The 25,038-nt window shown below is 36.6% G+C and carries 23 protein-coding genes and 1 riboswitch; of the genes, 21 read left to right on the top strand and 2 right to left on the bottom strand.

The window, feature by feature from the left end; all coding sequences use genetic code 11:
- The first annotated feature begins 227 nt into the window (after positions 1–227).
- The 4 genes from thrA to OZP06_RS05140 all read left to right on the top strand — a co-directional run bounded on the left by thrA (position 228) and on the right by OZP06_RS05140 (position 4,775).
- Positions 228–2,642 carry a bifunctional aspartate kinase/homoserine dehydrogenase I gene (gene thrA / locus OZP06_RS05155; protein ID WP_269223944.1) on the top strand — a complete coding sequence of 805 codons (2,415 nt, stop codon included), beginning with the start codon at positions 228–230 and terminating at the stop codon, positions 2,640–2,642.
- Positions 2,643–2,762: 120 nt separating this feature from the next.
- Entirely contained in the window at positions 2,763–3,005 is a 243-nt protein-coding gene (locus OZP06_RS05150; RefSeq protein ID WP_281324314.1) for a DUF2007 domain-containing protein, read from the top strand.
- 35 nt (positions 3,006–3,040) lie between these two features.
- The gene (locus tag OZP06_RS05145) at positions 3,041–3,475 is read left to right on the top strand and encodes an OsmC family protein (RefSeq protein ID WP_264566519.1); all 435 of its coding nucleotides are present in this window, start codon (positions 3,041–3,043) and stop codon (positions 3,473–3,475) included.
- 127 nt (positions 3,476–3,602) lie between these two features.
- The gene (locus OZP06_RS05140; RefSeq protein ID WP_281324313.1) at positions 3,603–4,775 is read left to right on the top strand and encodes an aminotransferase class I/II-fold pyridoxal phosphate-dependent enzyme; all 1,173 of its coding nucleotides are present in this window, start codon (positions 3,603–3,605) and stop codon (positions 4,773–4,775) included.
- A 95-nt stretch (positions 4,776–4,870) separates the two neighbouring features.
- On the opposite strand, the gene OZP06_RS05135 is transcribed toward OZP06_RS05140, so the two are convergent.
- Positions 4,871–5,524: a porin family protein gene (locus OZP06_RS05135; RefSeq protein ID WP_281324312.1), complete on the bottom strand. Its 654-nt coding sequence runs from the start codon at positions 5,522–5,524 to the stop codon at positions 4,871–4,873.
- Positions 5,525–5,713: 189 nt separating this feature from the next.
- Here OZP06_RS05135 and OZP06_RS05130 point away from each other — a divergent pair, with 189 nt between their 5' ends.
- The 15 genes from OZP06_RS05130 to metF all read left to right on the top strand — a co-directional run bounded on the left by OZP06_RS05130 (position 5,714) and on the right by metF (position 21,120).
- Positions 5,714–6,250 carry an alpha/beta hydrolase gene (locus OZP06_RS05130; RefSeq protein ID WP_269223940.1) on the top strand — a complete coding sequence of 179 codons (537 nt, stop codon included), beginning with the start codon at positions 5,714–5,716 and terminating at the stop codon, positions 6,248–6,250.
- A 66-nt stretch (positions 6,251–6,316) separates the two neighbouring features.
- Positions 6,317–6,727 (top strand): Rrf2 family transcriptional regulator, encoded by a 411-nt coding sequence (locus OZP06_RS05125; protein ID WP_111411123.1) that lies wholly within the window; start codon positions 6,317–6,319, stop codon positions 6,725–6,727.
- A 111-nt stretch (positions 6,728–6,838) separates the two neighbouring features.
- Positions 6,839–7,591 carry a phosphoadenylyl-sulfate reductase gene (locus tag OZP06_RS05120; RefSeq protein WP_281324311.1) on the top strand — a complete coding sequence of 251 codons (753 nt, stop codon included), beginning with the start codon at positions 6,839–6,841 and terminating at the stop codon, positions 7,589–7,591.
- 43 nt (positions 7,592–7,634) lie between these two features.
- Positions 7,635–8,534, top strand: coding sequence for a sulfate adenylyltransferase subunit CysD (gene cysD / locus OZP06_RS05115; RefSeq protein ID WP_269223938.1), 900 nt, complete (start codon positions 7,635–7,637; stop codon positions 8,532–8,534).
- Between the two features lie 92 nt (positions 8,535–8,626).
- The gene (locus tag OZP06_RS05110; RefSeq protein ID WP_269223937.1) at positions 8,627–9,871 is read left to right on the top strand and encodes a GTP-binding protein; all 1,245 of its coding nucleotides are present in this window, start codon (positions 8,627–8,629) and stop codon (positions 9,869–9,871) included.
- Between the two features lie 89 nt (positions 9,872–9,960).
- Positions 9,961–12,051 (top strand): nitrite reductase, encoded by a 2,091-nt coding sequence (locus OZP06_RS05105; protein WP_269223936.1) that lies wholly within the window; start codon positions 9,961–9,963, stop codon positions 12,049–12,051.
- 9 nt (positions 12,052–12,060) lie between these two features.
- Positions 12,061–12,882 carry a uroporphyrinogen-III C-methyltransferase gene (cobA, locus tag OZP06_RS05100; protein WP_269223935.1) on the top strand — a complete coding sequence of 274 codons (822 nt, stop codon included), beginning with the start codon at positions 12,061–12,063 and terminating at the stop codon, positions 12,880–12,882.
- Positions 12,882–13,460, top strand: coding sequence for a bifunctional precorrin-2 dehydrogenase/sirohydrochlorin ferrochelatase (locus OZP06_RS05095; RefSeq protein ID WP_281324310.1), 579 nt, complete (start codon positions 12,882–12,884; stop codon positions 13,458–13,460). The genes cobA and OZP06_RS05095 overlap by 1 nt, the downstream gene beginning before the upstream one ends.
- A 105-nt stretch (positions 13,461–13,565) precedes the next feature.
- Entirely contained in the window at positions 13,566–14,618 is a 1,053-nt protein-coding gene (locus tag OZP06_RS05090; protein WP_281324309.1) for an NAD(P)/FAD-dependent oxidoreductase, read from the top strand.
- 107 nt (positions 14,619–14,725) lie between these two features.
- Positions 14,726–14,950, top strand: coding sequence for a hypothetical protein (locus OZP06_RS05085; protein ID WP_269223934.1), 225 nt, complete (start codon positions 14,726–14,728; stop codon positions 14,948–14,950).
- On the top strand, positions 14,941–15,234 hold the full coding sequence (locus tag OZP06_RS05080) for a type II toxin-antitoxin system RelE/ParE family toxin (RefSeq protein WP_269223933.1): 294 nt from the start codon (positions 14,941–14,943) through the stop codon (positions 15,232–15,234). The genes OZP06_RS05085 and OZP06_RS05080 overlap by 10 nt, the downstream gene beginning before the upstream one ends.
- 68 nt (positions 15,235–15,302) lie before the next feature.
- A riboswitch (SAM riboswitch) is annotated at positions 15,303–15,410 on the top strand.
- Positions 15,411–15,736: 326 nt separating this feature from the next.
- On the top strand, positions 15,737–16,684 hold the full coding sequence (locus tag OZP06_RS05075; protein ID WP_281324507.1) for a homocysteine S-methyltransferase family protein: 948 nt from the start codon (positions 15,737–15,739) through the stop codon (positions 16,682–16,684).
- A 114-nt stretch (positions 16,685–16,798) separates the two neighbouring features.
- Positions 16,799–17,080, top strand: a complete 282-nt coding sequence (locus OZP06_RS05070) for a hypothetical protein (RefSeq protein WP_269223931.1) — start codon at positions 16,799–16,801, stop codon at positions 17,078–17,080.
- Between the two features lie 301 nt (positions 17,081–17,381).
- Positions 17,382–20,063: a methionine synthase gene (gene metH, locus OZP06_RS05065; protein WP_281238738.1), complete on the top strand. Its 2,682-nt coding sequence runs from the start codon at positions 17,382–17,384 to the stop codon at positions 20,061–20,063.
- A 100-nt stretch (positions 20,064–20,163) separates the two neighbouring features.
- Positions 20,164–21,120 (top strand): methylenetetrahydrofolate reductase [NAD(P)H], encoded by a 957-nt coding sequence (metF, locus tag OZP06_RS05060; RefSeq protein WP_281238739.1) that lies wholly within the window; start codon positions 20,164–20,166, stop codon positions 21,118–21,120.
- 116 nt (positions 21,121–21,236) lie between these two features.
- On the opposite strand, the gene gldA is transcribed toward metF, so the two are convergent.
- The gene (gene gldA, locus OZP06_RS05055; RefSeq protein WP_281324308.1) at positions 21,237–22,133 is read right to left on the bottom strand and encodes a gliding motility-associated ABC transporter ATP-binding subunit GldA; all 897 of its coding nucleotides are present in this window, start codon (positions 22,131–22,133) and stop codon (positions 21,237–21,239) included.
- 165 nt (positions 22,134–22,298) lie between these two features.
- Between gldA and OZP06_RS05050 the strand changes: the two genes are divergently transcribed.
- Positions 22,299–23,543 (top strand): dicarboxylate/amino acid:cation symporter, encoded by a 1,245-nt coding sequence (locus OZP06_RS05050; protein WP_281240393.1) that lies wholly within the window; start codon positions 22,299–22,301, stop codon positions 23,541–23,543.
- Positions 23,544–24,105: 562 nt separating this feature from the next.
- On the top strand, positions 24,106–24,933 hold the full coding sequence (locus OZP06_RS05045) for a prephenate dehydratase (RefSeq protein ID WP_269223927.1): 828 nt from the start codon (positions 24,106–24,108) through the stop codon (positions 24,931–24,933).
- Positions 24,934–25,038 lie beyond the last annotated feature (105 nt).

The following is a 25,038-nucleotide window of genomic DNA, read 5'->3' as shown; positions in this document are numbered from 1 at the left end:
TAATTATAATAAATAGTTCTTGGTCATGCGTGAGGGATAGAAGCTGGCTACCAAAGTAGCGCGTATAGCCCGACAGCATTAGGAAAAGGAGCCGAATGAGCGCATAGAAAAGTTGGCTCCTTTCCCTAATGGTGGCACGCCCAAAAGAAGATAATTAAAAAGAAATAAGGTTTTATTACGGATAGAAAAAACGGTCGAACGAGATTTTGACTTTAAAAAATAAGATAATGAAGATATTAAAATTTGGAGGAAAGTCTTTGTCGAATGGAGACGGAATCAATAAAGTGGTGGCGATTATTGCCGGAAAAGTAACTAATGGAGAGCAGATTGCTGTAGTGGTTTCGGCACGTGGAAACGCAACAGATGAACTGGAAGATATATTGGCTTTGGCCTCTAAAAACGGGGATTACAAACCGCTTTTTGAGGATTTTAAAAGTTACCAACAAGACGTTTACGAGGATGTAGATTTGTCTGAAGAATTCAATAAACTGGAAAAACTTTTTGAAGGGGTTAGTCTGATTGGGGATTATAGCGTGAAAATTAAAGATGAGGTTTTGTCAAAAGGAGAACTCATTTCGGCTAAATTGCTGACAGCTATTTTAATCAAAAACGGTATAAACGCTCACTTTGCTGATACTCGTGATTTGATAAAAACGGACTCGAATTATGGTGATGCGCAACCAGTTGAGCAATTGTCTAAGAAAAATGTGGTGGCTTATTTTAAAGAGCATAACGGAACTACGGTAAATGTGGTGACTGGTTTTATTGGTTCCAACAGTAAAAATGAAGCTACGACTTTGGGAAGAAACGGTAGTAATTATACGGCTTCGTTGTTGGCGAATTACCTTGATGCAACGGAACTTCAAAATTATACGCACGTTGACGGAATTTATACGGCGAATCCTGATTTGGTTTTGGATGCCAAAAAAATAGACCATTTGTCTTTTAACGAAGCGAATGAGTTGGCCAATTTTGGAGCAACGATTTTACACGCAAAAACTATTATTCCTTTGTTGGAAAAAAATATTCCGCTTCGTATTTTGAATACATTCAATCACGAAAACCAAGGAACATTAATCACTTCCAGGGCAGATAAAGAAGGAATTAAAACACTTTCGGTTCTGGAAAATGTGGCTTTGGTGAATTTGGAAGGTCGAGGATTGCTAGGAAAAACAGGAGTTGATGCCCGTATTTTTAAAGTAATGGGAGACAACGAAATCAGCGTTAGTATTATCTCGCAAGGTTCATCTGAAAGAGGAATTGGCCTTGTGGTTGATGCAGACAAAGCGACTCGTGCGATGATTGAATTGGAGAAAGAATTTGAAAATGATTTTTACTCAAAAGACGTTAACAAAATTACGGTAACCGATAATGTTTCGGTAATTTCTATTATCGGACAGGATTTGAGTACGTTTCATAAACCGTATACGGCTTTAATCAAAAACAAAATTGTTCCGATCCTTTTCAACAACACGGTTACGGGTAAAAACGTGAGTTTGGTGGTGAAAAAATCGGAGTTGAACAAGGCTTTGAATGTGATTCACGGAGAGATTTTTGGAGTTTCGAAGAAAATCAATATTGCAATTTTTGGTCACGGATTGGTAGGAGGAACGTTGATAAACCAAATTTTGGAATCGGCTGGTGCGATCGAAAAACGCAAAGGAATCAAACTGAATGTTTTTGCGATTGCCAATTCCAAAAGTGTGCTTTTGAATAAAAACGGCGTTTCGCCAAATTGGAGAAATGAAATTCAAACCAACGGAACTTCGTATACAATTGATGATGTTATTGCTTTTGCAAATGAGCATCACTTGGAGAATTTGATTGCGATTGACAACTCGGCATCTACTGCTTTTGTTGAAAATTACATCAAATTGGCCGAGAATAGCTTCGACTTGATTTCGTCTAATAAAGTAGCGAATACGTTGAGTTACGCTTTTTACAAACAATTGCGTCAAGTATTGGAACACAATCAAAAAACCTATCTTTATGAAACCAATGTTGGTGCTGGTTTGCCATTGATTGATACGATAAAATTATTGCACCTTTCGGGTGAAAATATTACCAAAATCAAAGGTGTATTCTCTGGAACATTGAGTTATTTGTTCAACAATTTCTCTGCGAAAGACGCTCCGTTTAGTGAAATATTAAAAGAGGCCATTGATAACGGTTACACAGAACCGGATCCAAGAGAAGACCTTTGCGGAAACGACGTAGGTAGAAAATTATTGATTTTGGCTAGAGAATTGGACTTGCAAAATGAGTTTGAAGAGATTAATATTGAGAATTTAATTCCGGAGCATTTGCGTGAAGGTGATGTGTCGGATTTCTTGAATAAACTGACAGAATTTGATCCTATTTATGCTAAAATCAAAGCAGATCAAGAACCGAATCACGTGTTGCGATACATTGGAGAATTATCGGGTGATTTGCAAAACGACAAAGGGAATCTAGAAGTGAAGCTGGTTTCGGTGCCAAAAGACACTGCTTTGGGTGGATTGAAAGGTTCGGATTCTTTCTTCGAAATTTACACCGAATCTTATGGAGATAGACCAATCGTTATTCAAGGAGCTGGAGCTGGATCGGCAGTAACGGCGAGAGGCGTTTTTGGAGATATTTTGAGATTATCGGATAAAGGGTAGCCCCCTACCCCCCGAAGGGGGAATAAAAAAGATTGCAGATTTTAGAGTTTGATTTAAGAATAAAAATAATCGTTGAATCTGAGTTAGAAAATCGCATTATTAGCATTAAAAAAAATAGTTATGGTAGAAGTTTTTCGTGGGTCGTATTTTGAGGCAATGAATGTTAGAAATTTATTAGAAGGAAAAGAAATTTCAGTTTTTACCCAAAATGAATATATGTCCAATATTGAGCCTTGGGTTGTTGCTTCGGGAGGTTTAAATCCTGTAAAACTTCAAGTTGATGAGCTGGATTTTGATGCATCAAAAATAATAATTGATGATTATTTAAATGGTAATAATAATTTAGAAACTGGAGATCAATAAAAAAATCCGCATCATCAGCGTTTAAAAAAAGAACAATGAAAATAACACTTAACAGAGTAAACGACAACTTCCATTTCGAAATGAAAAACGAACGTGGAATGGTTGTAAATGTAGACAGTCGTCCGGAATTTGGAGGAAATGATATGGGACCAAGCCCAATGGAATTAGTATTAATGGGCGTTGCAGGTTGTAGCGGAATTGATATGATTTCAATCCTAAAAAAACAGCGTCAGGAAATCACTTCTTTCAAGGCTGAGGTTGAAGGTGAACGCGTACAAGTAGGAGAAGCAAAACCTTTCAAAGATATTCACGTTGTGTTTTATTTGGAAGGACCAATAAATGGAGAAAAAGCGTTGAAAGCAGCACAACTTTCTTTTGAGAAATACTGCTCAGTTTCCAAAACATTGGAACCAACAGCAACAATACATTATAAAGTAGTTTTGAACGGAGAAGAATTAGCGAAAATCTAAATTCAACAATTATAAATATTCAACTTTAAAGAGATTCTTGTACAAACAACAAGAAAAAGAAACTTTGCGAATCTCTGTGTTTGCTTTGTGAATCTTTGCGAAATAACTCTTTTGAAAAATAATAACAATGAACGAACAAGAATTTGGTTTTGAAACCCAAGCCATACGTACCCAATTAGAAAGAACGCAATTTCAGGAACACTCAGTGCCTTTATACCTAACCTCTAGTTTTGTATTTGAAGATGCCGAAGATATGCGTGCTTCTTTTGCAGATGAGAAAGACCGCAATATTTATAGCCGTTACAGCAACCCCAATACCAACGAATTTATCGAGAAAATCTGCAAGATGGAAGGTGCTGAATCGGGTTTTGCCTTTGCCTCCGGAATGGCAGCCGTATATTCAACTTTGGCGGCTTTGTTGAACTCAGGAGACCATATTGTTTCGGCAAGTAGTGTTTTTGGAGCTACACATTCGCTGTTTGTCAATTATTTTCCAAAGTGGGGAATTGAAACTTCGTATTTTGATATCGATAAGCCTGAAACCATCGAAAATTTTATAAAACCAAACACAAAGATTCTTTTTGCAGAATCTCCAACCAATCCAGCGGTAGATATTATCGATTTGGAACTGTTGGGAGCTATTGCCAAAAAGCACAATTTGATTTTGATAATTGACAATTGTTTTGCTACACCTTATTTACAGCAACCGATCAAATGGGGGGCGCATTTGGTTGTACATTCGGCAACAAAATTAATAGATGGTCAAGGTAGAGTTTTGGGCGGAATAACAGTTGGAGATGCCGAATTGATTCAAAAAATCTATTTGTTTTCTCGACTTACAGGTCCTTCTTTATCCCCATTTAATGCTTGGGTATTATCAAAAAGCTTAGAAACTTTGGCGATTCGTTTAGATAGACATTGTGAAAATGCCTTGAAAGTGGCAACATTTCTAGAAAGTCATCCTCAGGTGAATAAAGTGAAATATCCTTTCTTGAAATCGCATCCGCAATATGAAATTGCCAAAAAGCAAATGAAATTAGGAGGCAATATTGTTGCTTTTGAAATCAAAGGCGGACTTGAAGCGGGAAGAGCTTTTTTGGATAAAATTAAATTGTGCTCCTTGTCACCAAATTTAGGAGACACAAGAACAATCGTTACACATCCAGCCTCTACAACGCACAGTAAATTAACCGTTGAAGAACGTTTGGCCGTGAGTATTACTGATGGTTTGGTACGGGTTTCCGTAGGATTAGAAACCGTAGACGATGTTATTGCCGATTTAGATCAAGCGCTTTCATAAAGATTTATAATTATAACAAAACCCACAGTTCGAACTGTGGGTTTTATATTTATAACAGGGGCATGTTATTATTAATTGCCAAAACATTTTTTTTGCTATTTTAAAAATACCGATATTCCAATATTAGCGCCTAATGAACCTGTTTTGACTTTACTATTATTTTCTTTATAAGTATACTTTGCATAAGCTAATCCTAAATCAAAACCAATTGCTTTCGAAACAAAATAGGCAAGACCACCACCTGCACCCCAAACAAGTCCATTATTGCTAGTACTAAAATTTGAAGATGTTTGACCATCTGCTAGTGAACCATAATAATTACTTTTTTCTTTCATATTAGCAAACCCCATCCCTGCATTTATATAAGGTCTTGTTTTTCCTTTGGAAAAAAAATAGGTTGCGGTTGGTATAATTGAAAGTGTATTTTGAGTAATTTTTTCATCAACTATCGTGTATCCGCCAGTAACACCTGAATTTATAAAGAAAGTTTTCTGTTTGGTGGTAACGGTTTTATAATTGAGATCCAAACCTAGCGATAAATTATCAATTATAAAATAACTAAGGCTTGGGGAGATATTAAAGGAACTTGTTTTTGGACCATCTGTTGTATTTCCTGAATTCTCGTATTTTATGGTTGTTGAATTGAAACCTAATCCTGTTTTTCCGCTAATTGCAAAAGTACCTTTTTCGGTTTGTGCAGTTATTATGACTGAAAATAATAAGGCAACTAATAAAAATCTTTTTTTCATTTTTATGTGTTTTTTGATTGTCGCGTAAAAATAGCGTATTGTTTTTTATTTGTACGAAAAAAACTAAAATTAACTTAAAATTATAAGATATTTTACTTAATGCAAAAGCAAAAATTTAAATTTGACACAGTGGAAGTCCGTTTTTGATTTGTTAAAATTGTAAATTTGGTTTTCTAAAATTATAATTAAATGAAACCAAGATTAATCATTTTATCAGATTTGTGGGGAAAAGAAAAATCAGATTGGGTTTCAGATTATGTTGAATTATTGAAAGACAATTTCGAAATTCAATATTATGATTGTTGTGAGTTGGGAGAAATTGATAAAACCAATTATATAGAAGAAAATTTGCACAGTCAGTTTGTGAATGGCGGAATTGAAAAGGCAGTTGAGAATCTCTTGAAAGTAGAAAAGAATCAAGTTGATATTCTAGCCTTTAGTATTGGTGGAACAATTGCTTGGAAAGCCGCTTTGAAGTGGTTGAATGTTAGAAATTTCTTTGCCGTTTCATCAACAAGATTGCGCTATGAAAATGAGATTGCCAATGGAGCAATAAAACTCTATTATGGAGAAAACGACAGCAATGTACCAAGTCAAAATTGGTTTAAAAAACTGTCGATCAATTTTGAAATTATAAAAAATAAGGATCACGATTTTTATACTGAAAAAGAATTTACTTCTTTAATTTGCAAGGAAATTTTTAAAATAGTTAGATGTAATTGGTAGACAAAAGAATAAAGTTTGTAGTTTCGTAAACATATAAAAAATGATAATCCACAATCTTAAATCATAATGCTTTCAAAAAAAACAAAATACGGAATAAAAGCACTTACTTTTTTGGCACGCCAAAAGGATAATACGCCTGTTCAAATTGCCGAAATTGCTAAAAACGAACATATTTCGATTAAATTTTTGGAAAGTATTTTGTTATTACTCAGAAACTCTGGTTTTCTGGGTGCCAAAAAAGGAAAAGGCGGTGGTTACTACTTGATAAAAGACCCAAAAGACATCAGTATGGCCAAAGTATATCGCATTCTCGAAGGGCCAATTGCATTGCTTCCGTGTGCAAGTCACAATTTTTATGAAAAATGTGATGATTGTGATGACGAAACTACTTGTGCCGCACGACGCTTAATGACTCAGGTTAGGGATAATACCCTTAAGGTTCTTGAGAGTAACTCTTTGGCTGACATCGCTTTTTAAACTATAAATTTTATTTAAAAAATTTTTGAATTTAAAAAAAAATGTTACTTTTGCAAAGTAATCTAGTAAGCCGATAGGGTAATGGATTTAAAATTAAAAGCGAACAGATAAATGAGCACAGCAATAGCAAATACTTTATTAGAAAAAACTGCAGGATTTTCCATTGAGGAAACCTTGGCTTTTTTAGCTAATGAATACAAAGGAAAAGCGGTTTTTTCGACTTCATTTGGTCAGGAAGATCAGGTTATAACTGCATTAATTGCTAAGGATGAGTTGCCAATCAATATATTCACATTAGATACGGGCAGATTATTCCAAGAAACCTATGATGTTTTTCACAGAACAATAAAGAAATACAAAGTAGCCATTCAAACTTATTTTCCTGAAGCCAGCGATGTAGAAAATTTGCTGAATAAAAAAGGGCCAAACAGCTTTTACGAATCGGTGGAGAACAGAAAAGAATGTTGTTTTATTCGAAAAGTAGAGCCGTTGACCAAAGCGTTGAAAGGAAATGAAATTTGGATTACCGGTTTGCGTGCCGAGCAATCGGAAAATAGAAACGATTTGGCAGCCTTTGAATACGACGCTCATTTCAATATCATAAAATTCAATCCATTGTTGAAATGGAGTTTAGAAGACGTTCAAAAATACATTGATGAAAATAATGTACCACAAAATGCTTTGCACAAAAAAGGTTTTGTAAGTATAGGTTGCGCGCCATGTACGAGAGCCATTGCCGAAGGAGAAGATATTAGAGCAGGTAGATGGTCGTGGGAATCCAGTCATAAAGAATGCGGATTGCACAGCCCCCTAGCCCCCGAAGGGGGAAACAATAATGAGATAAATAAAATTATTAACAAATAAATACCCCAATAGTTCCCCCTTCGGGGGTTAGGGGGCTGATATTATGAGTACACTTTTAAAAACAAATGCTTTAGAAAGCGAAGCAATTTACATATTCAGAGAAGTAATTTCTCAATTCGACAAACCCGTTTTGCTTTTCTCAGGCGGTAAAGATTCTATTACTTTAGTGCGTTTGGCACAAAAAGCATTTTTCCCTGCGAAAATTCCTTTTCCATTGTTGCACGTAGATACTGGTCACAATTTTCCAGAAACTATTGAATTTAGAGACAGATTGGTAGCCGAATTAGGATTGGAACTAATCGTTCGTAATGTTCAGGATGCAATTGATGAGGGGAAAGTGGTTGAAGAATCTGGTAAATATTCCAGCCGAAACAGTTTGCAAACGACTACATTATTGGATGCTATCGAAGAATTCAAATTTGACGCTTGTATTGGAGGTGCCCGTAGAGATGAGGAAAAAGCAAGAGCCAAAGAACGTATTTTTTCTGTTCGTGATGATTTTGGTCAATGGGATGAAAAAAACCAACGCCCTGAATTGTTTGATTTATTAAATGGAAAAATTGAAAATGGTCAAAACGTACGCGTTTTTCCAATTTCAAACTGGACAGAATTGGATGTTTGGAGTTATATCGAACAAGAGCAAATCGAAATTCCATCGATTTACTTTTCACACAAACGTAAAGTTTTTTTGAGAGACGGTTTAATTTGGTCACACTCTCCTTTTGTGTACCAAGAAGAAGACGAACAAATCGAAGAACGAATTGTTCGCTTCAGAACCGTTGGCGATATGAGTTGTACTGCCGCAGTTGAGTCGTATGCCGCAACCATTCAAGAAGTGGTTGGAGAGATTCGTATTTCGACTATTTCTGAAAGAGGAGCCAGAATCGATGACAAACGCTCTGAAGCTGCTATGGAAAAAAGAAAGCAACAAGGGTACTTTTAGAATAGCAATTGAAAGATTTAAGGATTTAAAAATTAAAAGATTTGAGGAGCAAGTTAAACAACTTTAAACCTTAAACTTTAAACAAAAAATAAATGGAAGTTTTAAAAATAGCAACAGCAGGAAGTGTAGATGACGGAAAAAGTACTTTAATCGGGAGATTATTATACGATACACAATCGTTAACTACCGATAAATTAGAAGCAATAGAAAAAAGCAGCAAGCAAAAAGGATACGATTATCTTGATTTTTCTTTGGCTACTGACGGTTTGGTTGCCGAGAGAGAGCAAGGAATTACGATAGATGTAGCGCATATTTATTTTTCGACTGCGAAAAAAAGTTACATCATTGCCGATACTCCGGGTCACGTAGAATACACTCGTAACATGGTTACTGGAGCTTCAACTTCGCAAGTGTCCATCATTTTGATCGATGCCCGTAAAGGAGTGATTGAGCAAACGTACCGTCACTTTTTTATCAATAATTTATTGAGAGTAAAAGATGTGATTGTTGCGGTAAACAAAATGGATTTGGTTGATTATTCAGAAGAAGTTTATAACAAAATCAAAGCCGATTTCCAAGCTTTAAACGCAAAAAGCGCTTACAAGGAACAAAATGTAAGTTACATTCCATTGAGTGCTTTGACAGGAGATAATGTGGTGGAAACATTAGGGAAAATGCCTTGGTATACAGGACAAACTATCCTGCAACATTTGGAAAATTTAGAAGCAAAAGATGTTTACGATAATGGACAAGCACGTTTTCCGGTTCAAACAGTTATTCGTCCAAAAACGGAAGAATATCATGATTTTAGAGGATATGCCGGAAAATTATACGGCAACAATATTAAAGTGGGTGATGCAGTAACTGTTCTTCCTTCATTAACAGAATCTACAGTGACGAACATTCACTTTTTCGACAAACAATTTGATGAGGCGAGCGTTGGTTCTTCCATCACTATTGAATTGGAAAATGATATCAATGTGACTAGAGGTGATATGATTGTAAAATCAAACGAGCTTCCTAGAATTGAAAAAGACATCATAACAACGGTTTGTTGGATGGACAGTAAAAAATTGGTGGCAGGAGCAAAATATTTTGTGCAACACAACACGAATAGAGTTTTGGCAAAAATTGATAGTGTGAAAAACGTAATCGCTACAGATTATTCAGGAGTAACACCAGCGACTCAATTGGCCATAAATGAAATTGGAGAAGTGACCATTAAATTGAGCAAAGCCATTTATTTTGATGCTTACAATGACAACAAATCTAATGGAGCTTTTATTTTAATTGATGCAGCAACCAACACAACTGCAGGCGTTGGATTTATAAAATAGTTTTTAGCTTTTGCTAAAGAAGTAAAGGAATTAAAAAAGATATCGATTAACAGCTAAGAGCCAGTGCTAGTAGCCTAAAACCATACAAAATGCAAAGTTTTAGAACCGAAATAGAAGACCCGATTGTTCAAAAAGACATTATCGATTTAGAAAGAAAAATTGCTTTATTCCGTGATGGAAAAATCGATGACGAACGTTTTCGCAGTCTTCGTCTAGCAAGAGGAATTTACGGTCAGCGTCAGGAAGGCGTACAAATGATTCGTATCAAATTGCCTTACGGAAAAGTGACAAGTGAACAATTGCACCGTATTTGTAAAGTTTCAGATGAATATTCAACTGGACGTTTGCACATTACAACGCGTCAGGACATTCAAATTCACTATGTAAGTTTGGATAGAACTCCGGAACTTTGGGCTGAGTTAGAAAAAGACGATGTTACTTTGAGAGAAGCTTGTGGAAACACCGTAAGAAATATTACAGCTAGTGAAACGGCTGGAATCGATGTGGATGAGCCTTTTGACGTATCGCCTTATGCACATGCTTTATTCCAATTTTTGTTGAGAAATCCAGTTTGTCAGGAAATGGGACGTAAGTTCAAAATGGCGTTTTCTTCTTCGGATAAAGATACTGCTTTGAGTTATTTACACGATTTAGGATTTATTCCAAAAGTGGTAAACGGAGAAAAAGGGTTCAAAGTAATGCTTGGAGGAGGTTTAGGATCTCAACCACATCATGCCGAATTATTGTCCGAATTTATTCCAGTAAATCAAATTATACCAACAACTGAGGGGATTCTTAGAGTGTTTGACCGTCATGGAGAAAGAACCAAACGATTGAAAGCACGATTGAAATTTTTAGTAAAAGAGTTAGGCAGAGATGAGTTTTTAAGATTGGTAGAGGAAGAGAAAAAAGCCTTGTCTTGCCAAACTTTTGAAATCGATACCACTGCATTTGAAGGAGCTATTCCAGCACCTTTGTTGGCAGCACCAAAAGTTGTTATTGAAGACACTGCAGCTTTTGAAGCTTGGAAAAAGTCAAATGTATTTGCTCAAAAACAAGCTGGATATGTAGCAATCGGAATCAAAGTGGCTTTGGGTGATTTTTATACAGACAAAGCGAGACTATTGGCTGATTTAATGAAAAATTATGCTACTAATGAATTGCGTTTTTCATTAAGACAAAATATAGTTCTTCGTCATATTAAAGAAGAAGATTTGCCTTTTTTCTATCAAGAATTAGCCAAATTGGATTTTGTAAGTTTAGGATACGATACTATTGGTGATATTACAGCTTGTCCAGGTACAGATACCTGTAATCTTGGAATTGCAAGCAGTACTGGAATTGCAGTAGAGCTAGAAAGAGTATTGGCAACAGAATATCCACAATACAGCAACAATCAAGGAATCACTATCAAAATTAGTGGATGTATGAATGCTTGTGGACAACACAATATGGCCGAAATTGGTTTTCAAGGGATGTCCATCAATTCCGGAAAATTAGTAGCTCCAGCACTTCAAGTATTGTTGGGTGGTGGAAATTTAGGAAATGGTCAAGGTCGTTTTTCAGATAAAGTTATAAAAATACCAAGCCGAAGAGGTCCAGAAGCTTTGCGTTCTATTCTAAATGATTTTGAAGCAAACGCAAACGGATTATCCTTTTTGAATTACTATGATGCCAAAGGAGAGAAATATTTTTTCGAATTATTGAAACCGCTTTCGGATATTACGAATTTAACAGAAGCCGATTTTGTAGATTGGGGAAATGCAGACAACTACGTAAAAGCAATTGGAGTTGGAGAATGTGCAGGTGTTGTAATTGACTTAGTAGCAACTTTAATCTTTGAAGCAAAAGACAAACTAACATTTGCTAAGGAAGCTTTTGATGACAAAAAATGGTCAGATGCTATTTATTTGGCTTATGCAGGATTTGTAAATGGAGCCAAAGCATTATTATTGGCCGAAAACGAAAAAACAAACCACCACGCAGGAATAATCGATTTGTTTGATACGGTTTTTATCGAAAGCAAAAAAATCGAACTGGGTTCTACTTTCAAAGATTTGGTTTATCAAATCAAAGCCAATGAACCATCTGAAGCCTTTGCACTAAAATACATTCAAGAAGGAGTTGTCTTTTTTGATAAAATAGAAACATACAGAGCCAAAGATTTAGCTAATGCCTAATACTGACAAATGAATTCAAAATCAACTTACAACAGTTCTTACTCCCTCCCTTTTGGGGAGGGTCGGGGTTGGGCTAAAGTAACTTTAGTAGGTGCAGGTCCTGGCGACCCAGACTTGCTTACCCTTAAAGGTGTAAAAGCACTTGCTGAAGCGAATGTGGTTTTGTATGATGCCTTGGCCAATGAAGAAATAATGAATCACGCTCCTCTAGATGCCATAAAAATATTTGTGGGAAAAAGAAAGGGTTGTCATGAATATTCGCAAGACCAAATCAATCAGTTGATTGTTGATAATGCGCTAACTTACGGCCACGTGGTTCGATTAAAAGGCGGAGATCCATTTATTTTCGGACGAGGAAGCGAAGAAATAGAGTACGCAGAAAGTTTTGGAATCCCTACCTTTGTAGTTCCTGGAATTTCATCGGCAATTGCAGTTCCCGCTTATCAGGGAATTTCATTGACCAAAAGAGGAACTTCAGAAAGTTTTTGGGTAATCACAGGAACTACTTCCGACAGAAATATGTCTAATGATATTGCTCTCGCAGCACAATCGTCAGCAACTGTTGTAATTTTGATGGGAATGAGTAAACTATCACAAATTGTTAGTTTATTTCAAAAAGAATCCAAAGGAGAAATTCCAGTTGCGATTATTCAAAACGGAACAACAGCAAACGAAAAAATGGGTGTGGGAACAATTGATACCATTGAAGAAGTGGTTGCCGAAAAGAATTTAAGCTCACCGGCAATTATTGTAATTGGAGAAGTGGTCAAAGAAAGCAATAAATTAAAAGGCTTTTACGAAGAATTTGTAGCTGCTGAAATAAAATTATAATGGAAAGAAACGAATTATATCCTATTTTTTTAAAACTGCACAACCTCAATGTACTTATTGTGGGTGGGGGAAATGTAGGGTTAGAAAAATTGTCTTTTATGTTGAAATCCAGTCCCAATGCCAATGTTGAGGTGGTAGCACCAAAGTTCTTACCTGAATTGGAAGACTTAGTCGAAAAACATCCTTCGGTAAAATTGACCCAAGCGAAGTTCAAGAAAAAAATGCTCAAGAAACGCAACATGGTCATTGCCTGTACGGATGATTTGAAAGTTAATAAAAGAGTATATGATTTGTCCCGAAAAAGATATCTCATTTGCAATATTGCAGACACTCCGGATTTATGTGATTATTATTTGGGTGGCATTGTAACCAAAGGAAACGTAAAAATTGCCATTTCGACCAATGGAAAATCACCAACAACGGCCAAAAGACTGCGTCAGTTTTTTGAAGAAGTTATTCCGGAAGACATCAATAAAATGGTAGAAAACCTGAATGAATATCGCAAAACACTGAAAGGTGATTTCGAAGAAAAAGTCCAAAAGATGAACGAAATCACAGAGTCGTTGAAAAAAGAATAAGTAGATTTAATAGACAAAAAAGAATAAATAAAACAGAAATAAAAACAGAACTCAACCCAATATCTTCTTTCTTGGAGAGATTGGAGGGAGAAAAACTTAAACAGAATGATTAAAACAGACATACTTATAATAGGAGCGGGACCAACAGGTCTATTCGCTGTTTTCGAAGCAGGATTATTAAAATTAAAATGTCATATTCTAGATGCTTTGCCACAACCAGGTGGACAATTGTCAGAGTTGTATCCAAAGAAACCGATCTACGATATTCCAGGATTTCCAGAAGTATTAGCAGGTGATTTGGTTGATAATTTAATGGAACAAATCAAGCAGTTCGAACCGGGATTTACTCTGGGAGAACGTGCAGAAACGATTGATAAGCAAGAAGACGGAAGTTTTATTGTAACATCTAATAAAGGAAAAAAATTCCATGCTTCGGTAGTAGCCATTGCGGGTGGTTTAGGAAGTTTTGAACCAAGAAAACCTTTAATCGAAGATATTGAGTTTTACGAAGATAAGGGAATCAAATATTTTATTAAAAATCCAGAGAAATTTAGAGACAAAAGGGTCGTAATATCCGGAGGTGGAGACTCTGCTTTGGACTGGAGTATTTTCTTGTCGAATGTGGCTTCAGAGGTAACTTTGATACACCGCAGAAACGAATTCCGTGGAGCTTTGGATTCTGTAGAAAAAGTACAAGAGTTGAAAAATGCCGGAAAAATCAAAATGATTACTCCAGGAGAAGTTGTTGGATTAAACGGAGCAGAGCATTTAGAATCAGTAGATGTAGATATTGATGGAGCGCATCAAAATATCCCTACCGATTATTTTATTCCACTTTTTGGTCTTACTCCAAAATTAGGACCAATAGGCAATTGGGGATTGGAAATCGAAAAAAATGCCATCAAAGTAAACAACGCTTTAGATTACCAAACGAATATCCCTGGAATTTTTGCCATTGGGGACGTTAACACCTATCCAGGAAAACTAAAATTGATCCTTTGCGGATTCCACGAAGCTACATTAATGTGTCAAGCGGCGTACCAAATTATCAATCCAGGTAAAAAATACGTAATGAAATATACCACCGTTTCCGGAGTTGACGGATTCGACGGAACTCGTAAAGAAGCTCCAAAAGCAGTCGTGAAAGCAATTGTTTAAGTTGCTGAGTTACTGAGAAGCTAAGATTTTTACAAAAAGCTCAAACTTGTATTAAAGTTTGAGTTTTTTTTATTTATATCTTTGTGTTATATCAAAAATAATTCAAAATGAATTTAGCAACAAGGAAATATAATTTTATTCAAGAATTATCCAATGTAGATGAAAGTCTCTTAGGAAAACTGGAACTGTTGGTAAAGGCAAGCAAAAAGGACTGGTACACTGAATTATCAGCGCAGGAAAAAGAGGAAATTGAAATTGGAATTTCTCAAGCTGATAATAATGAGTTGTTAAGCCATTCAGCCATTATGGACAAATTTTCAAAATGGCATTAAGCACTAGGTGGACTCCACAAGCAGAAAAGGGATTAGACAGCGTGCTTCTTTATTTGGAAGAATTCTGGTCGATAAAAGAAATTTTGCAATTAGAAGAAAAAATAAAACAAGTAACACGTCTGATTATCCTTTATCCTGAATTATTTCCAAAATCAGAAACACATCAACTATTGCACAAAGCAATTATAGATAAAAATAATTATTTGGTTTACAGAGTAAACACTAAGAGGAGTCGAATTGAAATTGTTAATTTTAGAGGCACTAAGCAAAACCCAAAATATTAAACTTCTAAAAAAACATTTGCAATTGTTAGCGCTATGTCGTTTCTTTGCACTGTTCCTATTTTTATTGAAAGTTATCACGAAAGGCGGAGGGAAAAGACCCGATGAAACCTTAGCAACCCTTTACTTTTTTAAAGAAGGTGCTACATTCTACCACGCACAGCGCGGATAGATAACACAAGAATACATCTCCGTATTCCTCAAACCTTTTCCTGACAACATTTCGATATTTTTTTAAAGCGAATGATTAGTGCATTTTTGGCATTATCGTTCCCGCTATACACAAGTATCTTTTGTGCCGAACCCCGGCACAAAAGGATACTTGCTCCTATCGGGGCTAAAGAGTAAATAATTGTGATTTTTTGGATTCAAAGAGCCAAAAAACAGTAAATAATAAAATAAAATGTCAAAAGATTTAAAAGACAATATTGGTGTTCCCCCTTCGGGGGCTAGGGGGCTGATTACGGAAGAAATAAAAAAGAGAATACTCGTGCTCGACGGAGCAATGGGGACCATGCTGCAACGTTATAATTTCTCCGAAGAAGATTTTCGTGGCGAACGTTTCAAAGATTTTCCGCATTCGCTGAAAGGGAACAATGATTTATTGTCCCTAACGCAACCTCAAGCCATCAAAGCGGTACACGCCGCCTATTTTGAAGCAGGAGCTGATATAGTTGAAACCAACACGTTCTCCGGAACCACCATCGGAATGGCGGATTATTATCTAGAAGAATATGTTTATGAATTGAACTACGAGTCGGCAAAACTAGCCCGTGAAGTAGCTGACGAATTCACTGCCAAAAATCCAAACCAACCTCGTTTTGTTGCCGGTTCAATAGGCCCGACAAACCGTACGGCGAGTATGTCACCAGACGTGAACGATCCGGGATACAGAGCCGTTACTTTTGATGATTTGCGTATTGCCTACAAACAGCAAGTAGAAGCCTTACTAGACGGCGGTTGCGATTTACTTTTGGTAGAAACCATTTTTGATACTTTAAATGCCAAAGCAGCACTTTTCGCCATCGAAGAAGTAAAAGAAGAACGCAATCTTGATATTCCAATTATGGTTTCCGGAACAATAACGGATGCTTCGGGAAGAACACTTTCGGGGCAAACGGTGGAAGCTTTTTTGGTTTCGGTTTCGCATATTCCGTTATTGAGCGTAGGATTCAATTGTGCTCTTGGTGCCGATTTATTGAAACCGTATCTGCAGACTTTGTCACATAACACTTCTTTCAACGTGTCGGCGCATCCCAATGCTGGATTGCCAAACGCTTTTGGAGAATACGATGAGACACCAGAGGAAATGCAAGCCCAAATTAAAAGTTATTTAGACGATAATTTAATAAATATCATAGGCGGTTGTTGCGGAACAACCCCAAATCATATCAAATTGATTGCGAATATCGCCAAGGATTACAAGCCGAGGGTTTCTAAGGCTGTGATGTAGATTGAATAAATGGAAAGAGATTAAGATTTAAATCTACTGGATGTCGTATGATTTTCAGCGTGAGATATTGTTGTTGAAGCAGAGAATTAATTAAAAAACATTGTATAAATTTTTATGAATCAGACATTTCAATTGCACTATTTCGATTTTAATATTTTAACTGAAAATATTTTAAGTTTTAAAAATTCATCATTTAAAGATGAAAAAACAGTTAGGCAAACTATTGAAAATTGTATTATTTTTTTAAAAATAGAAAACATAATAGAGGTAAGCGAAATAAGTTTTTCTAGAGGTTCTATAGGTGAGAATTCGTTTGTGCATTTTACATTGACAAAAAAAGAAAATGTACAAGATAAAGATTTTTTAAAAGCTTTAAAATTTTTTAATATTAAGTAGCCCGATAGCGCGGATTTGCAATCCGTGCCCGTAAAGAGAATAAAATAAAAGGGTTTGATTAAAAACAAAACTTAATTTATTGCACAATGCCCGCGTGAGGGATAGCAGTGAAAAGCCCGGAGACCAATGGAGTGATAACGGAATTGGTCGAGGACTTGAAACGAATAGCCCGACCCTTTTGGTCACGCCCAAATAAAGTTGAAATTAAAATAAAATATAACTACAGTTTTTTAGCTGTAGACAAAATAATAAAAACTTAGGATCTAAGCTGCTTAGAAACTTAGTAACTCAAAATAAAAAAATGGGACACAATAAAAATAGAAGAAACCTTGTATTATCGGGATTAGAGCCTTTGATCATTACGCCGGACAGCGTATTTGTGAATGTTGGGGAAAGAACCAATGTAACAGGTTCTAGAAAGTTCCTTCGATTAATCAAGGAGGAAAAATACGAGGAAGCACTTGATATTGCGAGACAGCAGGTAGAAGGTGGCGCGCAAATCATCGATATCAATATGGATGAGGGAATGCTGGATGGCGTTTATGCGATGACCAAATTCCTAAATTTAATTGCTGCCGAGCCGGATATTTCTCGAGTGCCCATTATGATTGACAGCTCGAAATGGGAAATCATTGAGGCTGGTTTGAAAGTCGTGCAGGGAAAATGTGTGGTAAACTCGATTTCGCTAAAAGAAGGTGAAGAGGCATTTATCCATCACGCCAAATTAATCAAGCGTTATGGAGCCGCGGCTATTATCATGGCTTTTGATGAGGTGGGACAAGCGGATAATTACGATCGTAGAGTGGAGATTTGCCAACGTTCGTATGATATTCTGGTTAATAAAGTTGGGTTTCCTCCGCAAGATATTATTTTCGATTTGAATATATTCCCCGTAGCGACTGGTATGGAGGAACACCGCCTGAATGCTTTGGATTTTTTTAGGGGAACCAAATGGGTTCGGGAAAATTTACCGCACGCACACATAAGCGGTGGAGTGAGTAACGTTTCGTTTTCGTTTAGAGGAAATGACACGGTGAGAGAAGCGATGCACTCGGTTTTCTTGTACCACGCCATTCAAAACGGAATGACAATGGGAATTGTAAATCCAGAGATGCTGTCGATTTACGATGAAATTCCAAAGGATTTATTAGAGCATGTTGAGGATGTTATTTTGGACAGACGCGATGATGCCACAGAGCGCTTATTGGATTTTGCCGAAAATGTAAAAGGAGATACTAAAAGCAATGAAGTTGCGATACAAGAATGGCGTTCGGGAACAGTTCAGGAAAGAATCACGCATTCCTTGGTAAAAGGAGTGGATGCTTTTATAGAAATAGATGTTGAGGAAGCCCGATTGGCAGCCACAAAACCTATCGAAGTTATCGAAATCAACTTGATGACGGGGATGAATGTTGTGGGAGATTTGTTTGGTAGTGGTAAAATGTTTTTGCCACAGGTGGTAAAATCGGCACGTGTGATGAAAAAAGCGGTAGCTTATTTATTGCCGTTCATTGAAGCTGCTAAACAGGTAGGCGACAAATCAGGGAATGGAAAGATTTTGATGGCAACCGTAAAAGGCGACGTTCACGATATTGGTAAAAATATTGTTTCGGTGGTATTGGCTTGTAATAATTATGAAATTGTGGATTTGGGTGTTATGGTGCCTCCCGAAAAAATTATTGCTGCGGCTATCGAACACGAGGTAGATATTATTGGCTTGAGCGGATTAATCACGCCGTCGCTAGACGAAATGGTGTATCTCGCTAAGGAATTGGACAAAAGAGGAATGAAAATCCCAGTGATGATTGGTGGCGCAACCACTTCACGTGCACATACTGCCGTGAAAATTGCACCTCAATACAGGGAAACCGTGATTCACGTAAACGATGCGTCAAGAGCGGTTACAGTAGCTGGAAATTTATTGGATCACAATAGAAAAATTTATGCCAGCGATATTCGTGCCGATTACGATGCGTTTAGAGAAACATTCTTAAACCGTTCGCGCGACAAGAATTTCTTGACGATTGAGCAAGCCCGTAAAAATAAATTGCAATTGGATTGGAGGCATTTCGAACCTGTAAAACCAAAAGTTATTGGTGAGCAGATTGTGGAAGTGGATTTGGATGTGTTGGTTCCGTATATCGACTGGACGCCGTTTTTCAGAACTTGGGAATTATTCGGAAAGTATCCTGCGATTTTGACAGATGATGTTGTTGGTGAACAAGCGACTTCTGTTTTTGCAGATGCGCAAGCGATGTTGGAAGTAATTTTGAAAGAGAAAAAATTGCAAGCCAAAGGAATCTACGGCATTTTCCCTGCGAATCAAATCAACGATGATGATATTGAGTTGACTGATGAAAACGGAAAACCATTACAGACATTCTTGACTTTGCGTCAGCAGTCACAAAAAACTAAAGGTGCTCCAAATATCGCATTAGCCGATTTTATTGCTCCAAAAGAAAGTGGAAAAGTAGATTATATGGGAGCGTTTTGCGTAACCACTGGTTTTGGCGTTGACGAATGGGCAGCTGAATTTGAAAAGGATTTAGACGATTATAATTCGATTATGGTCAAAGCTTTGGCTGACCGTTTCGCCGAAGCATTCGCCGAATATTTACATGAAAAAATCCGTAAAGAAATTTGGGGTTATGCCTCTGATGAGGTTTTGAGCAAACAAGCACTTATTGAGGAAGATTATAAAGGAATTCGTCCTGCACCAGGTTATCCAGCTTGTCCAGATCACTTGGAAAAACCAACCATTTGGAAACTCTTAAACGTTGCTGAAGAAATAGGAGTAACCTTGACCGAAAGTATGGCAATGTGGCCTGCTTCTTCTGTTTCGGGTTATTATTTTGGAAATCCTGAAAGCAAGTATTTTGGACTTGGAAAAATAAAAGAAGACCAGGTTATTGATTACGCGAAACGAAGAAGTGTTTCAACCGAAGTTGCAATGAAATGGTTGAATCCGAATATTGCAGATTAGCCCCCTAACCCCCGAAGGGGAAATAGAAAGGCAGAATATATTAACACAATCCTGATGACCCCTTTCAGGAATTCCCCCTTCGGGGGTTAGGGGGCTGATTATGAAGGTAACACAACATATAGAAAATGCCAAAGGAGAAACGTTATTCTCTTTTGAAATTATTCCGCCGCAAAAAGGCAAAAGTATTCAGGAGTTATACGACAATATCGATCCGTTGATGGAGTTCAAGCCACCATTTATAGATGTAACGACTTCTCGTGAGGAGTATATATATGTGGATAAAGGCAATGGTTTATTGGAAAAAAAATTGACTAGAATGCGTCCCGGAACCTTAGGGATTTGCGCTTCTATCAAACATAAATACAATGTAGATACCGTTCCTCACGTACTTTGTGGTGGTTTTACCAAAGAGGAAACAGAATATTTATTGGTCGATTGTCACTATTTGGGAATCGACAATGTTATGGCACTTCGCGGAGATGCGATGAAAGACGAACAGTCCTTTGTACCCAAAGAAGGTGGGAATAATTATGCATCCGACTTAGTGAGTCAAATTTATCAATTGAATAACGGAAAGTATCTGCACGATGTAATGGACATCGACAACAAGGCCGATTTTTGTATTGGTGTTGCGGGTTATCCAGAGAAACATCTGGAATCGCCTTCTTTGATTTCGGACTTAAAAAGATTGAAAGAAAAAGTAGATGCTGGAGCCGATTATGTGGTGACTCAAATGTTTTTTGACAATGCCAAATATTTTGAGTTTGTAGCCAAAGCCAGAGAAATGGGAATCACCGTTCCAATTATTCCAGGAATAAAACCAATTGCGGTACAAAGACATTTACAAGTCTTGCCTCAAATTTTCCGTATCGATTTGCCCGAAGATTTGATAAATGCAGTTGATAAATGCAAGAACAATGCCGAAATACGTCAAGTGGGTATCGAATGGGCCATTCAGCAATCCATAGAATTGAAAGCAGCTGGAGTTCCAGTTTTGCATTATTATTCTATGGGAAAATCTGAAAATATCAGACAAATAGCGAGTCAGGTTTTTTAGTACTGACGTTTCAAAAAGAGAATCGGTCTTAATATAAAAAAGAAAGCTCGTTTAAATCCATTTTAAACGAGCTTTCTTTTTTATCTGCAAACTGACTGACCACTAAAAACTGATCACTACTTCGTTATCTCTCTAAAAACCGCTTCCAAATTCTTGTTCTTCTGATTCAGTTGTAAAGTCTTCAATCCATTATCATAAGCAAAGTCAAACACAGTTGGGCGCATATCTTTATCCGAAACAAAAATCAATTCCCAAGAGCAACCTTGAATATTTTTAAACGATTTTAAATGTGGAATTTGAGCAATTAATTCAGAGTCTGCTTCCAAATCAAATTCGACTTCAATTACCTGTTCTTTATTGACAGAGATTAAGTTGTCCAATTTTTTATCAGCTACAATATGTCCTTTGTCAATAATAATTACTCGGTCGCAAATTGCCTCAACCTCCTGCATAATATGTGTAGAAAGGAAAACGGTTTTGTCTTTCCCAACGTTTTTAATCACATTTCTGATTTCGACCAATTGATTTGGGTCTAATCCTGTTGTGGGTTCATCCAAAATCAAAACATCAGGATTGTGCAATAAGGCATTGGCCAATCCCACACGCTGACGATACCCTTTGGACAATTGTCCTATTTTTTTATGGCTTTCGGATTGTAACCCCGTTAGCTGAATCACTTCTTCGATTCTGGATTTTTCTACCTTATATACATCGGCATTAAAAGCCAAGTATTCCCGAACGTACAAATCCAAATATAACGGATTGTGTTCCGGCAAATACCCAATAGAGAGCTGAACTCTTTTTTCTTGAGAGTTCACATCAAAACCATTCACAAGTGCTACTCCTGAATCAGCGCTGATGTAAGTCGTTAAGATTTTCATCAAAGTAGATTTTCCGGCACCATTAGGTCCTAAAAACCCAACAATCTCTCCTTTTTTAACCGCAAATGAAATGTTGTCCAACGCTTTTTGAGCACCGTAACTTTTCGAAATGTTTTTTACTTCTATTGACATAAAACTTTATTTGTTGCAAAAGTAAACAGAAAAAACGTTTGTTTATTGTTTTTGTCCAACAATGAGCCTTTCGCCTTTGTCAAAGTTCAAAACTTTGACAAAGGTTGGATAGAAATGATGGCTTTATCATTAAGATTTATATATTTACAAGTAAACAAATTCAATATGGGAAATAATCAATCGGGCAGTTTCTTAAAAAATTACAGTAGTATCCTATTGCTCCTTGGCGGAATAATGGTTGGTAGCATTTTAGGTCTAGTTTTCGGAAATGGCGTAGAAGTCATAAAACCATTAGGAGATATTTTTCTGAATTTACTTTTTACTGCAATCATACCGCTAGTGTTTTTTACTATCGCTTCTTCGATTGCCAATTTGCAAAAATCCGAAAAACTCGGTAAACTTTTCGGTATCGTGCTAGGAGTATTTTTAACAACCGTAATTATTTCGGCCATCATAATGATTATTGGCGTTTTGCTTTTTCCAATCCATCAAGGCATTATAATCTCAAAAGTTGCCTTAGAAACCATTCAGGAAAGTAGTACCGGATCTCAAATCACACAACTGCTGACGGTTAATGATTTCTACGAAATATTGTCAAGAAAAAATATGCTCGCACTTATATTATTTTCTTTCCTAATTGGTTTTTCAACGCTACGCGCAGGCGAAAAAGGAAAAGACTTCGCAAGATTTCTTAATTCTGGAAACGAAGTAATGAAACAATTACTGCATGTAATCATGAAAACAGCTCCAATTGGTCTTGGCGCTTATTTTGCGTATCAAGTTGGAATTTTCGGGCCGCAATTGTTTGGCGCTTATGCCAAACCATTGGCGCTTTATTATGCCGTTTGTACTTTTTACTTTATCGTGTTTTTCAGTTTATATGCTTTTTTTGCTGGAGGAAAACCGGGATTAAAACTATTTTGGAAAAACAACATCACACCCGCATTAACTGCCGTGGGAACCTGCAGCAGCATCGCAACCATTCCGGCAAACCTTGAAGCAGCAGAGCAAATGAACATACCAAGTCACATTCGCAATCTCGTAATTCCTCTTGGAGCACCTTTACACAAAGACGGTTCCAGCATGTCGTCGATTGTCAAAATCGCCGTAATTTTTGCCTTATTCGGCAAGGATTTTACCGATCCTTACACCCTATTAACCGCAATCGGCATCACCATAATAGTGTCTGTAGTCGAAGGCGGTATTCCAAACGGAGGCTATATAGGAGAAATTCTCGCCATCACCGTTTACGGATTCCCAATGGAGCAAGCCTTGCCGGCCGCCATGATTATCGGAACTCTAGTAGATCCAATCGCAACTTTATTAAATGCCAATGGTGATTTGGTCTCTGCAATGGTAGTTGCCAGAATTTCCGAAGGCAAAAAATGGATTTCAAAAAGCATTACTTAAATTTAGATATTTTGGGCGTGCCCCCGTTGCGCAAAGGAGCCAAATTTAGACACTGCTTATTGGGCTCCTTTGCGCAACGCGGTCAGGCTGTTGCTGCTACTTCGGTAGCTTAGCCCATCCTTCACGCGTACATATCACCTTTTGATTAAAAACAGAACGGTGCCGTTTTTCATCAACTTTATAAAGGAAGGAATTCAAAAAACACTATTTTTCATCCAAATAGCCATATGCTTTTTTATTAGTTGTTTTGAATTCAATAATTTTAAGGTGCAAAAAACTCTTATTTTTATGAAATAATAAGTCAAAACATCTTTTAACAAGCAAATCTTTTTTTGTTACATAAAAAATTATATTTATTTTGGCCGACTCGAAATATGTTATACATTTGCATTAAATAATTGAACAACAAAGAAAACCATGTCTAATAATCGTTTTTATTTTAGCAACTCTTTTTATTTCTTCTTTAGGAAGTAAGGGATTGTGCTATGGTTATTTGAAAGATTAAAAAACAAATAAAACTAATATACAATCCTGATGAAAATCAGGATTTTTTTTTGACCCAATGAGAACGAAAATTGCAATACAAGGAATTAAAGGATCTTTCCACCATCAAGTGGCTCAGGACTATTTTTATCAAAATGTAGAAGTGGACGAATGTCTGTCTTTTGAGGAATTGGTAGCGAGTTTACTGTCGGGAAAATCAGATCAGGCGGTAATGGCCATTGAGAATTCTATTGCTGGACCTATCATTCCAAATTACGCACTAATTGACAAAAACAATTTGCACATTATAGGAGAACATTATTTGGATATTCACCAAAATTTAATGGCGCTGAAAGGTCAAAAAATAGAGGATATTCAAGAAGTTCATTCACACCCGATGGCTTTGTTGCAATGTATGGAATTCTTGAAAAAATACCCAAACATAAAACTGGTTGAAGACAAGGATACTGCCGAAACCGCTAGAAGAATTCACGAAAAACAGCTGACAGGAATTGCAGCTATAGCCAGTAAAACAGCTTCGGAAATGTATGATTTGGAGATCTTGGCGCCAGAAATTCAAACGATAAACAATAATATGACTCGTTTTGTTATTCTTAAAAAAGAAAATTCTTTTCTTGAAAAAAACGAAATCAATAGAGCATCGATAAAATTCGAATTGGATCACAAACGAGGAAGTTTGGCAGCGGTGCTGAATGTGATGAGTGATTGTAAATTGAATTTGACCAAAATACAATCGTTGCCAAAAATTGAAACACCTTGGAAATATTCTTTTTTCGTTGATGTGACTTTCGATAAATATGAAGATTATGCCAAGTCAAAAGCTTTGTTAACGATAATGGCCGAATATTTTAAAGTATTGGGCGAATACAAAAACACCAAACCTTAGCCCCCTAGCCCCCGAAGGGGGATTATAGAGCAATAAAACTTATAATTTTAGATTAAAAAATAGTACAATTGAAAAATTCAGAAAAAAAACAAATCTCTGCAATAG

This window comes from Flavobacterium sp. IMCC34518, from assembly GCF_027111095.2.
GTDB lineage: Bacteria > Bacteroidota > Bacteroidia > Flavobacteriales > Flavobacteriaceae > Flavobacterium > Flavobacterium praedii.
The sequence above is the reverse complement of the archived record's forward strand: the minus strand, read 5'-3'. Positions and strand labels throughout refer to the sequence as shown.

Excerpts from the sequence above, each read along its gene's own strand:
- OZP06_RS05145 (WP_264566519.1), top strand. The coding sequence starts at position 3,041 with ATGAAAATAACACTTAACAGAGTAAACGACAACTTCCATTTCGAAATG.
- OZP06_RS05070 (WP_269223931.1), top strand. The coding sequence starts at position 16,799 with ATGAATCAGACATTTCAATTGCACTATTTCGATTTTAATATTTTAACT.
- OZP06_RS05110 (WP_269223937.1), top strand. The coding sequence starts at position 8,627 with ATGGAAGTTTTAAAAATAGCAACAGCAGGAAGTGTAGATGACGGAAAA.
- OZP06_RS05150 (WP_281324314.1), top strand. The coding sequence starts at position 2,763 with ATGGTAGAAGTTTTTCGTGGGTCGTATTTTGAGGCAATGAATGTTAGA.
- gldA (WP_281324308.1), bottom strand. The coding sequence starts at position 22,133 with ATGTCAATAGAAGTAAAAAACATTTCGAAAAGTTACGGTGCTCAAAAA.
- OZP06_RS05095 (WP_281324310.1), top strand. The coding sequence starts at position 12,882 with ATGGAAAGAAACGAATTATATCCTATTTTTTTAAAACTGCACAACCTC.
- OZP06_RS05050 (WP_281240393.1), top strand. The coding sequence starts at position 22,299 with ATGGGAAATAATCAATCGGGCAGTTTCTTAAAAAATTACAGTAGTATC.
- metF (WP_281238739.1), top strand. The coding sequence starts at position 20,164 with ATGAAGGTAACACAACATATAGAAAATGCCAAAGGAGAAACGTTATTC.
- OZP06_RS05125 (WP_111411123.1), top strand. The coding sequence starts at position 6,317 with ATGCTTTCAAAAAAAACAAAATACGGAATAAAAGCACTTACTTTTTTG.
- cysD (WP_269223938.1), top strand. The coding sequence starts at position 7,635 with ATGAGTACACTTTTAAAAACAAATGCTTTAGAAAGCGAAGCAATTTAC.
- OZP06_RS05105 (WP_269223936.1), top strand. The coding sequence starts at position 9,961 with ATGCAAAGTTTTAGAACCGAAATAGAAGACCCGATTGTTCAAAAAGAC.
- OZP06_RS05130 (WP_269223940.1), top strand. The coding sequence starts at position 5,714 with ATGAAACCAAGATTAATCATTTTATCAGATTTGTGGGGAAAAGAAAAA.
- OZP06_RS05080 (WP_269223933.1), top strand. The coding sequence starts at position 14,941 with ATGGCATTAAGCACTAGGTGGACTCCACAAGCAGAAAAGGGATTAGAC.
- metH (WP_281238738.1), top strand. The coding sequence starts at position 17,382 with ATGGGACACAATAAAAATAGAAGAAACCTTGTATTATCGGGATTAGAG.
- OZP06_RS05140 (WP_281324313.1), top strand. The coding sequence starts at position 3,603 with ATGAACGAACAAGAATTTGGTTTTGAAACCCAAGCCATACGTACCCAA.
- cobA (WP_269223935.1), top strand. The coding sequence starts at position 12,061 with ATGAATTCAAAATCAACTTACAACAGTTCTTACTCCCTCCCTTTTGGG.
- thrA (WP_269223944.1), top strand. The coding sequence starts at position 228 with ATGAAGATATTAAAATTTGGAGGAAAGTCTTTGTCGAATGGAGACGGA.
- OZP06_RS05120 (WP_281324311.1), top strand. The coding sequence starts at position 6,839 with ATGAGCACAGCAATAGCAAATACTTTATTAGAAAAAACTGCAGGATTT.
- OZP06_RS05090 (WP_281324309.1), top strand. The coding sequence starts at position 13,566 with ATGATTAAAACAGACATACTTATAATAGGAGCGGGACCAACAGGTCTA.
- OZP06_RS05045 (WP_269223927.1), top strand. The coding sequence starts at position 24,106 with ATGAGAACGAAAATTGCAATACAAGGAATTAAAGGATCTTTCCACCAT.
- OZP06_RS05075 (WP_281324507.1), top strand. The coding sequence starts at position 15,737 with ATGGGGACCATGCTGCAACGTTATAATTTCTCCGAAGAAGATTTTCGT.
- OZP06_RS05135 (WP_281324312.1), bottom strand. The coding sequence starts at position 5,524 with ATGAAAAAAAGATTTTTATTAGTTGCCTTATTATTTTCAGTCATAATA.
- OZP06_RS05085 (WP_269223934.1), top strand. The coding sequence starts at position 14,726 with ATGAATTTAGCAACAAGGAAATATAATTTTATTCAAGAATTATCCAAT.